This is a genomic window from Planobacterium oryzisoli, from assembly GCF_015354315.1.
Taxonomy (GTDB): Bacteria; Bacteroidota; Bacteroidia; order Flavobacteriales; family Weeksellaceae; genus Planobacterium_A; species Planobacterium_A oryzisoli.
In genome coordinates, this window is sequence record NZ_JADKYY010000007.1 from 40,861 (window position 1) to 54,997 (window position 14,137).

Below are 14,137 nucleotides of genomic sequence, written 5' to 3' on the forward strand. Positions count from 1 at the left end.
TATACTGGATTACGGTTTTATCTCACGAACCACATTGACAGCCTCCCGGATAAAGATGTCCCTCTGCAGGTTTTTCAGCCAGTTCTCCGTTTTTTTCTTGAATGCCTCATCTGTTTTCTCACGCTGCAGTTCGTCTTGGTACCTACTGAAATTAAATCCGTTGTCCACTTTTTCCAGCACTTCAAATTTCTTTATCTGTGCTTTTCGCTGCTCCATCAAAGCGTTAAATTTATCCTGCTGCAACGTTATAGACTCTTCTTTATCCAGGGCCTCCTTCCATTTGGCCGATTCCTGCATGAGCTGGTAGTATTTGTTGCTGGAAAGGCGCTGCGCACTTCTGTTTTTAAGCTCCTCTAGATTAAAGTAGGTTAACTTGTTAATGGTACTCGCCGGGGGGATCTTATCCCAAGCCAGTGCGAAATCGTCATACTGTTCCCCAATCTCTGCGTGGGTGAAAAAATCGTTCATCTTGATATCCGACTCGATACCTTTTTTCTGCGTCGACTCACCCGTTACCCTATAGAACTTTTGAATAGTAAGCTTTAGCGACCCAAAGTCATCATTGGTACTTAGAAAGCGGTTCAAGTCAACGAACGTCTGTACGGTTCCTTTCCCGAAACTTTGCGGTGAGCCTATAACTACTGCCCTTCCGTAATCCTGCATAACCCCTGCAAGAATTTCGGAAGCCGAGGCGGAGAGTTCGTTCTGCATTATCACCAGCGGTCCTGTCCACAGCGGGTTATTGGTCTTACTGCGCAGGGTCTGAATCTTGCCATTCCCGTCTTTCACCTGTACATACGGTCCTTCATTCATAAAAAGACTCATAATATCCCCCACTTCCGTTAGAGATCCTCCACCGTTGTTACGCAGATCCAGGATAATCCCGTCAATACCTTCTGCCTTAAGTTTTATAAGTTCGGCCTTTATATCGTCGGAAGCGTTTCTTCCTTTTTCATCTTCAAAATCCGCATTAAAACTAGGCAAGGTGATAAAGCCGAATTTTTTTCCGTTTTCGTCGTTTATTATTACACTGCGTGCAAAAGTGTCCTCAATGGCTACCTCTTCGCGCACCATAGTGACCTCCTTCACGGTCTTGTCTTTTTTCTCTACGGTCAATGTGACTTTAGTGCCCTTTTCGCCTCGGATTAGCCGTACAGCCTCATCAGCGAGCATACCTACGACATTGACGGGTTCCTGGTCCGGAAGGGACCTGACTTTAAGAATTTTATCCCCTTCGCTAAGCTGTTTAGACTTCCATGCAGGAGCACCGATGGTAAGCTGCCCGAGATACAAGTAGCCTTTCTTTTCCTGAATCAGTGCTCCAATACCAATGACTTTACCTTTGAACAACGTATCGAATTCGTCTTTGTCTTTCGGCGAGAAGTAGTTGGTGTGCGGATCAAAGATTTCGGTATGGGCGTTCATATAAATCGTGAACCAGTCCATTTTCTTACGTTTCTTGATACGCTTGAAGGATTCGGTGACCAGGTCCTTAACCTCCTCGGTAGCCTTGATTTTTTTCTGCTCCGGAGTGAGGATTTCCAGTTTAATCGTATCCTTGAGGTTGTTGCGCTGCACAGAATCTTTCTTCTTTCTCTGCGTCTGCTCCTTGGTGTTGAGGGTTTCCATTTCCTGAAGGATATTGTACTTTATGAACTTTCTCCATTCCTCGTACTGCTCCTGTTCGCTTTTTGGATACGGTTTATTCTTAGGCTCTAAAACAAGCGTCTCGTCTTTGGTAAGATCAATAGGTTGTTTAAAGATTTCCTGAGTGGCTTTGTCAAGTTTGTCCATACGGTCGTAGAGTCGTTGGTACGTTAGATTAAAGAATGTCAGATCGCCTTTATTAAGGTAATCGTCCAGCTTTAATTTATGGTTTTCAAATTCCTGCACATCACTTGCCAGTAAATAGCGTTTTGCAGGGTCAATCATTTCCAGGTATTTGGTATACACATCCTGACTGAAAGCATCATTTATAGGTTTTGGGCTGTAATGAAGATAACTTAGCGTATTCTTGACGCTTACCATAATGGTCTGCATCTTCTCGTCGTCGTTTTTCGGCGCATTGAAACAGAACATTAAAGTGGTTAGAGGAATAAAAAGAAGAAAGGTATTGAGTTTAAATTTTTTAAACATAGGTAAAGATCGTATTATATAATAAGTTAGCGCACTCTTAACGCGCAGTGCGCATGCAACAAAGAATCAAATTTAATACCTTATTTAGAAACTCCCCCATATTTTCTCTATTTTTGTTAAAATTGAACAACTCTATGCAAAGACCTTTAATACTGGTTACCAACGACGATGGGATTACAGCACCTGGAATACGCCATTTGGTGGAATTTATGAATGAAATCGGCGACGTGGTGGTGGTGGCGCCAAATTCCCCGCAAAGTGGTAAAGGTCATGCGATTACCATTAATTCCACCCTTACTTTCGAAGAAATATCGCTAGAGGGTCCACAGCACGATTATTCGCTAAGTGGCACGCCGGTAGACTGCGTAAAATTCGCTCTGGATAAGATCCTGGACCGTAAGCCCGATCTGGTAGTCTCCGGGATCAACCACGGAGCCAATTCCTCGATAAACGTCATCTACTCCGGTACCATGTCCGCTGCCGTAGAGGCCGGTGTGGAAGGCCTGCAGGCCATCGGCTTTTCCCTGCTAGATTTCAGTTGGGATGCCGATTTTAGCCAAAGCAAAGAATTTATTCAGGAAATCGTTCTAAAGACGCTTAAAAATCCTCTTCCCAAAGGCATCGTTCTGAATGTCAATATCCCTAAACTTCCAAAAGAGGAGATAAAAGGCATTAAAGTGTGCAGGCAGGCCAATGCCAAATGGGAGGAGAGCTTTGATGAGCGGATAAACCCACACGGCAAACGCTACTACTGGCTCACCGGTTATTTCAATAATATGGATGAGAGTCCGGACGCGGACGAAACGGCACTGGGCGAAGGGTACATTTCGGTAGTGCCCGTAAAGTTTGATCTCACCGCGCACGAACATATCGATTCCCTTAAAGAATTACTAAACAGATAATTATGAGAATAGAGTCGGATTTAAAGCTGGGTTTTGATGATGTAATGTTCCGGCCCAAGCGCTCCACCCTACAGTCCCGTTCCCAGGTAAGTCTACCGCGCGAATTCCGTTTTTTACACACGGGACATTTGTGGAAGGGTATTCCCATTATTGCCGCTAATATGGACACGGTAGGAACCTTTGAGATGGCAAACGTTCTGTCTGAAAACCAGATGTTTACGGCGGTCCACAAGCACTATACACCCGGGGAGTGGAGCAGCTTCCTCTCTAAAGCGCCGGACTCGGTATATAATTCCCTGGCAATCAGCACAGGCATAAGCTCTCAGGATGAAGAGAAGATGGATAGGATACTTCAGTCGCATCCGCAAATTCAGTTTATCTGCATCGATGTTGCCAATGGGTATTCCGAACATTTCGTGCATTTTGTGCAGCGGATCCGAACCAAGTACCCCTCCAAAGTTCTCATAGCAGGAAACGTAGTAACTGGTGAAATGGTTGAAGAGCTGCTTCTCGCTGGCGCCGACATTATTAAGGTAGGCATTGGACCTGGTTCGGTATGTACCACCCGGGTGAAAACAGGGGTGGGGTATCCTCAGCTCTCCGCTATAATAGAGTGCGCGGATGCGGCGCACGGCCTCAAAGGCCATATAATAGCCGACGGGGGATGCAGAACCCCTGGAGATGTAGCAAAGGCGTTTGGAGCCGGCGCTGATTTCGTGATGTTGGGCGGCATGCTGGCCGGTCATACAGAGAGTGGCGGTACGGTTGTGGAGGAGAATGGTAAGCAATACCGCTTATTTTACGGAATGAGCTCACAAACTGCCATGGAAAAGCACGCCGGAGGGGTTGCCGAATACAGAGCATCGGAAGGAAAAACGGTAAAAGTTCTCCATAAGGGGAGCGTGCAGAACACCATCACGGATATCCTTGGAGGCATCCGCTCCACCTGTACCTACGTGGGCGCTTCAGAGCTCCGGGAACTATCCAAAAGAACTACTTTTATCCGAGTGAGCGAACAGGAAAACCGAATTTTTGGACCGCAGGACTAAGACCTCAACTACTACGCAACGTATTTAGTACCCGTGCGAGTTCCTCCGAGGCGCTGGGAAGCTTTGTATTCCACTCTGCAGCTGCCTCTTGGTCTGCACCGTCCGAAATATACTTTAGCGACAGGAATGGTGTTTTTTTGCGGTGGCATACCAGTGCCAGTGCATAGGCCTCCATGTCTACCAACTGGTAGTCCTTTGGATACCTATCCGAGACAAAACTGTCTCCCGTACCACATACCCCACTAGGAAGACCGCGCACAAGCAGTCCTTTTATCAGATGCTCCGAGGGATCGGAAAAAGGCGTCTGGTAGGGCTTAAACCCCAAGGCCTCCACATTCATGTCCCTTTCCAGAAATCCTTCGCAGCACACAACCCTGCCGCGGGAAAAGTTCTTACTTCCTGCAGTGCCCAGGTTTATCACTATATCATGCGCGGACTGCGCCAGGGCCTGCTGTAAGGAAAGGGCTGCATTTAGCTTACCCAAACCCGTAAAAAGAACGTTAAAGGAAGAAAAGTAAGTACCTGCCTCCTGCTCCAGGGCAAAGACCAGGAGGGGGTTTTTAAAATCCTTCCACGAAAAATACCTAGCGGGCTCCATCTTTGTTTTAGGTATGCATTCCTCCATCCACACTCAGCACCTGACCGGTGATGTAGGAAGCCATATCGCTGGCAAGAAAAACGCACGCATTGGCCACATCCGACGGCTGTCCACCCCGCTTTAAAGGAATGGCATCTCTCCACCCCTCTACCGTCTTTTCATCAAGCGCCGCGGTCATTTCCGTTTCAATGAACCCTGGAGCAATGGCATTACAGCGTATGTTTCTTGACCCTAATTCCAATGCAAGAGATTTAGTAAAACCAATCACGCCGGCCTTCGATGCGGCATAGTTTGCCTGCCCGGCATTTCCTTTAATTCCCACTACAGACGTCATATTGATAATGGATCCGGCGCGTGCCTTCATCATAGGTTTTATTACCGCTTTAGAGAGGTTGAACACCGAGTCAAGATTTACTTTTATTATTTGGTCCCAGTCCTCCTTGGACATGCGCAGCATTAGATTATCCTTGGTTATTCCCGCGTTGTTGATTAGAATATCAATTTTTCCAAAATCACTAAGTACCTGATCCACTAAGTCTTGGGCCGCCTGAAAGTCGGAGGCATCGGACTGGTAGGCCTTAATTTTGGAAGCGTCCTGAAATTCTGCTACCAGGCTCTGTGCTTTTTCCTTGGAACCTGCATAAGTGAAGGCCACTTCAGCGCCCTGCGACACAAACATCTCAACTATACCTTTTCCTATACCTCGGGTTCCGCCCGTTATCAGCGCTACTTTACCTTCTAATAATTTCATATGCTTATTTTTCAATTTCTTTATTAATGATTAAAACCATTTCTCCTTTGAGGGTTCTGTCTTTTATTTTTTCCCGCACCTCCTGAACGGTTCCAAATATTCTTTCTTCAAATTTCTTGGAAATTTCTCTGCTTAGACTGACCCTGGTTTCAGGGCCAAAAAACTCCTGTATCTGTTCGAGTGTTTTTACAATTTTATGTGGGCTTTCGTAAAGGACCACCGTACGTTTTTCCTGAGCGAGTTCCAGCAGTTTACTTTGCCTCCCCTTTTTGGCCGGAAGAAAACCCGCAAACACAAATTCATTGTTAGGGAGGCCGGAGACGACAAGAGCCGGTACAAAGGCGGTCGCCCCAGGCAAACAGGTCATCGGTATCTTCGCATCCGACGCCGCCTTGGCAAGTAAATAACCGGGGTCGGAAATGCCTGGAGTACCTGCATCGGTAATGATGGCCACATTTTGCCCCTCGAGTAAATCCTTTTTAATGCGCTCGGTGGTATGGTGCTCGTTATGCAGGTGGTACGAGCGCAGCGGTTTGGAAATACCGTAGTGTTTAAGCAGTACGCCGGAAGTTCGGGTATCTTCGCACAAGATATAGTCCACTTCTTTAAGAACGTTTAGAGCGCGCAGAGTGATATCTTCAAGATTTCCTATGGGTGTGGGGACAAAATACAAAACTCCACTCATAGCACCGATTTAACTACGTGTTTACCAAACTCTTCCAGGCTAGGGTCCCGGGCTCCCATAAGCAGAAGCACATCGGCATTTTCCAGCGAAGGGCGCATGGCTTCTAGGAGTTCCTGGCGGTCTTCAACAAAGAACGCCTTTTTGCCCAACCTCTTAATTCCTTCCACCAGATCTTTAGCAGAAATATCTTTTACGACGGTTCCTCCGGCGTAGAATATCTCACTCATCCATATTTCGTCCTCTGGGCGTAATGCATGGGCAATCTCGTGGATAAAATCGTCTTTAAGAAAACGGGTAGGACCATACCCATGGGGTTGAAACCAGCCAACAAGCTTTTTGCCCAGTGGTTGGCATGCCCTTAAGGATGCGGCGCATTTTGCCGGATTGTGTGCATAGTCATCGATGACTACCATCCCCTCCTTCTCTCCTATAATCTGATGACGCCGGTAAATACCCCGGTAGTTATACAGACTTGAGGCTATCGCCGAAAGCGGCATTCCAATCTGATGGGCCACTGCAATAGCTGCTGAGGCATTTTCCACATTGTGTCTGCCCACGGTTTTAAGCCGAAAGTTCTCTCCAAGCATCTGAAAGTGAATTATAAAACCCTCTTGCCGGAAATGTTCCGCGTTATAGCCTACAGAGCTTTCCTCAAAGGCAAAATCGAACTTCGGATCCACGGAAAATGCTGCAGATAGAGCATTGGCATGATTCGTAATAAACCGGTACGAAGTGTTTGCTTTAAAAACCGAAAAAAGCGTCTGTAATTCATCTATCTCCTGGTGGTCCTTATCAATGTTTAAAAGAACAGAAATATAAGGACGGTACCCCACAATGGATCCGTCGCTCTCATCGGCTTCTATTATCAGCCAATCGCTTTTCCCTACATGCGCATTCCCAATCAGTCCATTTTCAATCAGACTGGTAAGGCCTGCTCCCGTGATGACGCTGGGATCAAGTCCCCCATCACTTAGAATCTGAAACAGCATTCCTGCCGTAGAGCTTTTTCCGGAAGTTCCGGCTATAGCAATAGTTTTCTTTGAGCAGCAAATTAAAGCGAGCAGTTCACTGCGTCGCATTAAAGGAATACTACGTTCTTTGGCAGCCTGCACTTCCGGAACGCTGTTTTCAATGGCAGTAGAGACCACCACCAAATCGCACGTAGTTCCTAACTGTGAAGCGCCCTGCGGGTAACATACGATACCCTGCGCTTCGAGCTGCTTTTCAATTAAACTGTTGGGGTTTTGGTTAAAAAACCGGTCACTCCCGGAAACCTGCACACCCGTACCCTGTAAATACTGCGCTAAGGCACTCATCCCTGCGCCGGCAATACCTACAAAAAAAACATTCTGATAGGCACTTAAATTTTTATCCTCGTGGGCCATTTAGTAAAATTTGTTTTCCACCAGACTCCACAGCCTCTGCGCGTACTCATCGGACTTTCCCCAATCCAACTCATAGTAAAGCTCACTGAGGTATTCCTTGGCTTCTTCAAGCGTCTGAAATGTGTTTAACTTGCTCACTGCTTCATTAAGGGACGACTGGCTTCCATCAAAAAGTATTTTCGTAAAGGCTATTCTGTCGTTTAAGTCCAGCTTAAACGCCGAGCGCTGTACTTTATTAGGTACTTCTACTTTGTAGGTGTTTCCTTCTGGGGAGCTCTGGGCTACGGACACTTCCTCTGTCGTCTGTAGAGGGTCAAAGAGGGAGGGCACCGATTTAAGTGCTTTAATATGCGCAAGCTTTAGTTTTTTTTCTTGGTGGGCCTTAAGGTGGGCCTCGGTTGTCTGGTGTTCCTGCGTTGCATCGTCCCCATCAGCCAGTGCCGCTTCCAGCGCCGGACTCTCTTCAATAATTGCAAAGTTTTCCTCTTGAGCAGCTAATTCCTGGGCGTGTAGTGAATCCCTATCCCACTCGGAAGGGATGGCTGCTTCCAGTGTAGTTTCTGCCACTGTAACATCCTCATTATTAGTATCTAGACCCGAATTAACCTCCGTTGTTTCTTCTGAGGAAACTTCTTGGGAACGGGCAAATTCAAAGCGGGATTCGGTTGGCAGCTCATAGCTGGTTTTGTCATCGGCCAATTCAACGGGATCTTCTTCCTTATCTTGCACCTCCTCAATTGAGGTAAACTCTTCAGTACCAGCGCCTAAAAACCTGTTTTTGTTCTCTGACAGTGTTTTGAGCACGGCCACGCATTCCACTAATCGTTCCACTTTAAACTTATGGGAAATTAAGCTCTCCGCATTATCAATGCCTTGGAGCTCAGAAATAAGTAACTGACATTCCGAGAAATGTTGCTGGAGAATATCGTCAACAATGTGCATGGGGAATCTTATTATATTTTCAGTAATTTTGGAAGGTCAAACTTACGGCTAATTTAACAAATGTTTTTAGAAAATACAATTAACCACGCCAAGCAGAGTGGATGGATGGAAGTGATTTGTGGCTCTATGTTTTCAGGCAAAACAGAAGAATTGATCCGTCGCCTTCGCAGGGCAGAAATGGCCGGGCAGACCGTGGAAATTTTTAAGCCTAAGATTGACGTGCGCTACGATGAAAAGGAAGTGGTATCGCATAACTACAACCGAATCCCAAGTACGCCGGTGGAGACTTCCTCCGAAATTTTGCTTCTGGGCTCTACCTGTGACGTGGTGGGAATTGACGAAGCGCAGTTCTTCGACCACGGTATTGTGGAGGTAGCCAATGAGCTGGCAAATAACGGAATACGTGTGGTAATTGCAGGCTTGGATATGGACTTCCTAGGCCGTCCTTTTGGTCCGATTCCGTACCTAATGGCTACGGCCGAATATGTTACAAAGGTGCATGCTATCTGCCGCAGGACCGGGAATCTAGCCAACTACTCCATGCGGATTTCAAGCAATCAGAATTTGGTGGAACTGGGCGAGACGGAGAGTTACGAAGCCGTAAGCCGGAAAATATTTGTAGAGTATCTCAAAGACAAAACCTAAGGGGCAGTTATGAATTATACTACTGGAGAATTAGCATCCATTACCAATTCGGAGCTTTTTGGAAACGAACAACTTCCTGTCGAAAACATTGCCTTCGATACCCGAAATATTTTTTCAAGTACCCGCGTTGCGTTCATCGCATTAACTACGGAAAAAAGCAGCGGCGAGCGTTTTATAACCGAGGCTTTGGAAAAAGGGGTACAAGTCATTATTGCCAAATCGCTGCCCGTAGAAAGAACCGACTTTACCTGGATAAAAACTACGGATCCTTTGCGCTTTCTCCAGATTTTAGCAAAGTGGCATTTTTCCCAGTTTGCAGAGTTGAAAACGATCGGAATTACCGGGAGCAACGGCAAGACCGTTTTAAAAGAATGGCTGTACCAGAGTTTATGTAATGAGCATCGGGTGGTAAAGAGTCCTAAGAGTTATAATTCACTGCTTGGGCTGCCGCTTTCCTTACTAAAAATCGAAAAGGCCCACGAGATTGGTATCTTTGAGGTCGGAATATCCAAACCAAAGGAAATGGACATCCAGTCCGGGCTATTTCTTCCGCAAATTGGCATATTAACGCACATCGGTACGGCGCACCTTTCTAATTTTGCTTCACAAGAAGAGCAAGTACGTGAAAAATTAAAGTTATTTACGCATTGTTCCACACTTATCTACAACGGCGACAACCTTCTTGTACACCAGTTGGTACAAGAACTCTACCCAAGTACGAAAAAAGTAAGTTTTGGCTTAGCACCCCACAACACCCTGCATTTCGCTGCCTTACCCGAGCGGCCAGGACTTGATGCACTGGTAAAGGACGGGTCCCTAGAATACTATTTACCCATTAAAACCCGAGACCACGCTACTTTATCCAATGCACTCTGTGTAATGGCCACTTTAAAAGAACTCGGCTATCCGCCAAGTGCCATTAGGGAAAAAATCAGTGCTCTGAAATCCATCGAAATGCGACTGGAGAGTGTAGTAGGACTACGCGACAATATCATTGTAAACGATTCTTTTAATCTGGACTTTGATTCATTAACCATCGCCTTTCAGTTTATAAACGAATACACTAAAGAACGCAAATGCCTGGTTCTGACAGACTTTGTGGAATCCAAAGACAAAGAGCAACTCTACCGCAAAGTGACCGAACTCACCAACCAGCAAAATTTTCAAACCGTGTTTTTGGTAGGAAATGAGATTACCCATCCTAAATATCGTTTTAATGCGGAATGCTACCGCTTTCCCACCACGCAGCATCTAATCGATAGCGGTAAGTTAAATACCATAGATAAATCCGTCATTTTACTCAAAGGTGCCCGTATTTTCGAAATTGACAAGTTAAAAAACACCCTCGAGCTGCAAAAGCACGACACTGTACTGGAAGTAAATCTTAACCACTTGCTGCATAATATAAACATGCACCGGACCTATATTAAGCGGACCACGAAAATGATGGCGATGGTAAAAGCTAACTCCTACGGTATGGGGGGATATCCTGTGGCAGAATTTCTTCAGCACCACCACATTGATTACCTGGGCGTGGCCTATGCGGATGAAGGGGTGGAACTGCGCAAAAAAGGCATTACCACCCCCATAATGGTGATGAATCCAGAGCAAAGCAGCTACGACAGTATCATTGAATACGGTCTGGAGCCGGAAATTTACAGTTTCCGCGTGTTGGATCTTTTTATCGATAAGTTGCGGGCGCACAGCAAGGAAGGCAATTATCCAATACACTTAAAACTGGAGACAGGCATGAACCGGCTGGGCTTTAGAAAAGACGATTTGCCCGCGTTGGCATTAAAACTAAATTCGCTCGATGTTCGCGTGCAGTCGGCCTTCAGTCATCTTTCCACTTCGGACCTCCCTTCGGAGAAGAATTTTGTACACCAGCAAGCCGCACGCTTTAACGAAATGACCTCGTTTCTGGAGAAGCAACTTTCCTATCCCTTTCTAAAACATATTTTAAATTCGGCAGGTATTACCAACTATCCCGAGTACCAATTTGATATGGTTCGCATCGGGATCGGTATGCTGGGAATAAGCCCTGATAACACTTTGCAAGACAAGCTTTTAAGTGTGGTGCGTTTCCAGACCGTCATATCTCAGATTTCTGAGATAGAAGAAGGCGAATCCGTCGGGTATAACCGTTCTTTTAAAGCCTCCAGTCCACGAAGAATCGCAACAATTCCTGTAGGGTATGCCGACGGTATTCCACGTCTATTGGGAAACGGTGTAGGCAGCTTTGCTATAGAGGGACACAGGGTACCTATTGTGGGTAATATTTGCATGGATATGCTGATGCTGGACGTTACTGGCATAGAATGCAAGGAAGGAGACGAAGTGGTTGTCTTCAATGCCAGTCCTACCCTTACTGAGTTTGCCAGGGACTGCAATACTATTCCCTACGAGGCCCTTACCTCGATCTCCCCTAGGGTCAAACGAATCTACATTAAAACATGAGAACTACGGTACTGGTCATCTTACTTACTTTGTTTCTTCACCCTACCCTCAGAGCGCAGAAAAGTCCCCCTGCCGACCCTAACGGTAAGCCCTCCATTGGACTTTCTCTTTCAGGTGGCGGCGCTAAAGGATTTGCGCATATTGGAGTGCTGAGAGTACTGGACAGTCTGGGAGTTAAAGTGGATTATATCGCAGGCACCTCAATGGGAGCCATTGTGGGGGGTCTCTATGCCGCGGGGTATTCCGCCCGTGATATTGAACATATTGTTTTAGAAACGGATTTCTACGACCTTATCGCCAACGAAAAATCCCGCCAATCAAGCTCCTTTTTTAATAAGTCCGTAGACAAATACCTCATAAGCATTCCCGTTAAGGACGGAAAAATAAATGTGTTGCCTACAGCAATTTCCTCCGGGCAGAAAAATATTTACATGCTTAAAGAGCTATTCAAAAATGTTTCTTCCCAAAAAGATTTCTCTCTGCTGCCCATTCCCTTTATGTCGGTTGCAACCAATCTGGAGTCCGGTAAAATAAAGATATTTGAAGAAGGCGATCTAGTGACTGCAATTATGGCCAGTTCCGCGTTCCCTTCCCTTATGGACCCGGTGGAAATAAACGATTCACTCTATATTGACGGTGCTTTAACCATGAACTTCCCCTCACAGCCATTAAAACAGAAGGGTATGGATATTGTGATTGGTGTGGATCTGAACCAAGGTCTTGCGCAGCGTAGTAAGCTTAATTCAGTGATTGAAATACTAAATCAAGTTACCGACTACAGTATCATCAAAGAGACCGAAAATCAGTACCAATACACCGACATTAGGATAAAACCAGATTTAGAAGAAATTACCGCAACTAGTTACGATCAAAAAGAAAGCATCATAGAGTCGGGATACCAGGCTGCACTGGCCATGGTTCCTTCTCTTTCAAAGCTGCCAAAGAAGGAAATTCCCGTCTTGCGCGCGCCGGTAAATCCCGTTTTTTCCAATGTGTACAAGATAGACCGATTGGAAGTTACTAACAACCGCATTTTTTCTGCCAGTTATCTGCAGGGTAAGATGAACCTGAAACTACCTTCACTTCATACCTATGGGTCCATCAATAAAATGATTGAAAACCTGTATTCTACAAATAATTTCAAAATCATCAATTACGATTTAGTGCCCTCTTCGAGCGGCACGGTACTGCGTATGAATGTATTAGAAGACGATGCACGTATATTTCTAAAATTCGGTTTACACTACGACGAAGTGTTTAAGACGGGCCTTTTGGTAAATTTTACGGCGCGGCGCTTTCTGTTTCAAAATTCCACCACTTCACTGGATGTAATTGTGGGGGACTTCCCGCGTTTTATATTCAACTATTCGGTGGATAATGGGTACATCCCAGGTTTTGGACTGTATGCTTCGGGAACACAGTTTGAATTTCTAGATGGTGCATCCGAAGCTTTGCAGCGCTATGGATGGTTGCGAAATGAAGCCTTCATTCAGTCCATCTGGAAAGACCGCTTTGCCGTTGGAGGGGGACTGAGTCATGACTATATTGCAACGGAATCAGCGCAGGATAAAACGTATAATAACTACATAAATCCTTACTTATTTATTAAAACCGATTCACAGAACGACAAAAATTTTCCTACCCGGGGTATTTTACTTAATGCAGAGGGTAAGGTACTGGATGTATTTAAAGACAGCGAGTTCAACACGGTGCAAACGAAATTGGATTTTACGCTAAATACGCCTGTCACATCTTTTCTAAGCAACCGCTTGAACCTTTTTGCAGGATTTAGCATTGGTGAAGATGTGCCCTTGGAGTATCAGTACTATCTCGGGGGAATTTTTAAGCAGCCAATTCTTAATTTTGTCACTTTCCCTGGGTACAAAATAGGAAGCCGCAGTAACCGAAATATTCTTACCGCTTCCAACCATTTTCAATTTAATGTGTACCGAAATCTTTACTTTACACCAGGTGTATCAATAGCTGCTTTATTTGACGACTATTCTTTACGAAATGCCACCACTATTCAATACATATCCACCGATTTTGGTTTGGGGTACCGGTCCCCTTTTGGACCTATAAGTCTTAATTTTAGCAAATCTCTAAATACCGACCAAAAAGGAATCTTTAGTGTAGTCCTTGGTCACTGGTTCTAATGATAACATTCCATTTTGAAGAAATTACACCAATTGCCCTTCCCACAAATGTAGATGAGTGGCTGCAGTCCATTTTACAATCAGAAGGCAAAAAAGAAGGGGAAATAAACTACATCCTTTGTGATGATTCGTATTTACTCCAGATCAACAGAACGTATTTAAACCACGATGATTACACAGATATTATCACATTTGATACGGTCCGAGGGAAAGTTATAAGCGGTGATATTTTCGTATCTTTGCCGCGCATTAAGGAAAATGCAGTTGTACACGCGGTTTCATTTAACTCTGAACTTTTGCGCGTCCTTGCTCATGGGGTATACCACCTCTGCGGCTATAAGGACAAAACGCCTGAGCAGGCCGCTCTAATGCGAAGCAAAGAGGAATTTGCAATTGGTAGGTACGCTGATTTTGCTTAAATGTTTCACGTG

The 14,137-nt window shown here is 45.3% G+C and carries 12 protein-coding genes; 6 read left to right on the top strand and 6 right to left on the bottom strand.

Annotation, left to right across the window (positions count from 1 at the left end; genetic code table 11):
• Positions 1 to 9: 9 nt before the first annotated feature.
• Positions 10 to 2,136, bottom strand: a complete 2,127-nt coding sequence (locus tag IC612_RS06680) for a carboxy terminal-processing peptidase (RefSeq protein ID WP_194739406.1) — start codon at positions 2,134 to 2,136, stop codon at positions 10 to 12.
• Between the two features lie 134 nt (positions 2,137 to 2,270).
• On the opposite strand from IC612_RS06680, the gene surE reads away from it, so the two are divergent.
• On the top strand, positions 2,271 to 3,038 hold the full coding sequence (gene surE, locus IC612_RS06685) for a 5'/3'-nucleotidase SurE (protein WP_194739407.1): 768 nt from the start codon (positions 2,271 to 2,273) through the stop codon (positions 3,036 to 3,038).
• Between the two features lie 2 nt (positions 3,039 to 3,040).
• Positions 3,041 to 4,087, top strand: coding sequence for a GMP reductase (locus IC612_RS06690; protein ID WP_194739408.1), 1,047 nt, complete (start codon positions 3,041 to 3,043; stop codon positions 4,085 to 4,087).
• Positions 4,088 to 4,091: 4 nt separating this feature from the next.
• On the opposite strand, the gene IC612_RS06695 is transcribed toward IC612_RS06690, so the two are convergent.
• From IC612_RS06695 to IC612_RS06715, 5 genes are read right to left on the bottom strand one after another with little or no spacing between them, the layout of a single operon-like run.
• A complete protein-coding gene (locus IC612_RS06695) occupies positions 4,092 to 4,685 on the bottom strand; it encodes a 5'-methylthioadenosine/S-adenosylhomocysteine nucleosidase family protein (RefSeq protein ID WP_194739409.1) in 594 nt (197 codons plus the stop codon).
• 7 nt (positions 4,686 to 4,692) lie between these two features.
• Positions 4,693 to 5,436: a 3-oxoacyl-[acyl-carrier-protein] reductase gene (gene fabG, locus IC612_RS06700; RefSeq protein WP_194739410.1), complete on the bottom strand. Its 744-nt coding sequence runs from the start codon at positions 5,434 to 5,436 to the stop codon at positions 4,693 to 4,695.
• Positions 5,437 to 5,440: 4 nt separating this feature from the next.
• The gene (rsmI, locus tag IC612_RS06705; protein WP_194739411.1) at positions 5,441 to 6,121 is read right to left on the bottom strand and encodes a 16S rRNA (cytidine(1402)-2'-O)-methyltransferase; all 681 of its coding nucleotides are present in this window, start codon (positions 6,119 to 6,121) and stop codon (positions 5,441 to 5,443) included.
• Positions 6,118 to 7,506, bottom strand: coding sequence for a UDP-N-acetylmuramate--L-alanine ligase (locus tag IC612_RS06710; RefSeq protein WP_194739412.1), 1,389 nt, complete (start codon positions 7,504 to 7,506; stop codon positions 6,118 to 6,120). The genes rsmI and IC612_RS06710 overlap by 4 nt, the downstream gene beginning before the upstream one ends.
• Positions 7,507 to 8,448: a hypothetical protein gene (locus tag IC612_RS06715; protein ID WP_194739413.1), complete on the bottom strand. Its 942-nt coding sequence runs from the start codon at positions 8,446 to 8,448 to the stop codon at positions 7,507 to 7,509.
• 60 nt (positions 8,449 to 8,508) lie between these two features.
• On the opposite strand from IC612_RS06715, the gene IC612_RS06720 reads away from it, so the two are divergent.
• From IC612_RS06720 to ybeY, 4 genes are read left to right on the top strand one after another with little or no spacing between them, the layout of a single operon-like run.
• Entirely contained in the window at positions 8,509 to 9,093 is a 585-nt protein-coding gene (locus IC612_RS06720; protein ID WP_194739414.1) for a thymidine kinase, read from the top strand.
• A gap of 9 nt (positions 9,094 to 9,102) precedes the next feature.
• Positions 9,103 to 11,550: a bifunctional UDP-N-acetylmuramoyl-tripeptide:D-alanyl-D-alanine ligase/alanine racemase gene (locus tag IC612_RS06725; RefSeq protein WP_194739415.1), complete on the top strand. Its 2,448-nt coding sequence runs from the start codon at positions 9,103 to 9,105 to the stop codon at positions 11,548 to 11,550.
• Complete coding sequence (locus IC612_RS06730; RefSeq protein WP_194739416.1) at positions 11,547 to 13,706, top strand: patatin-like phospholipase family protein; 2,160 nt, start codon at positions 11,547 to 11,549, stop codon at positions 13,704 to 13,706. Before IC612_RS06725 ends, IC612_RS06730 begins: the two co-directional genes overlap by 4 nt.
• Positions 13,706 to 14,125, top strand: a complete 420-nt coding sequence (ybeY, locus tag IC612_RS06735) for an rRNA maturation RNase YbeY (protein ID WP_194739417.1) — start codon at positions 13,706 to 13,708, stop codon at positions 14,123 to 14,125. Before IC612_RS06730 ends, ybeY begins: the two co-directional genes overlap by 1 nt.
• Positions 14,126 to 14,137 lie beyond the last annotated feature (12 nt).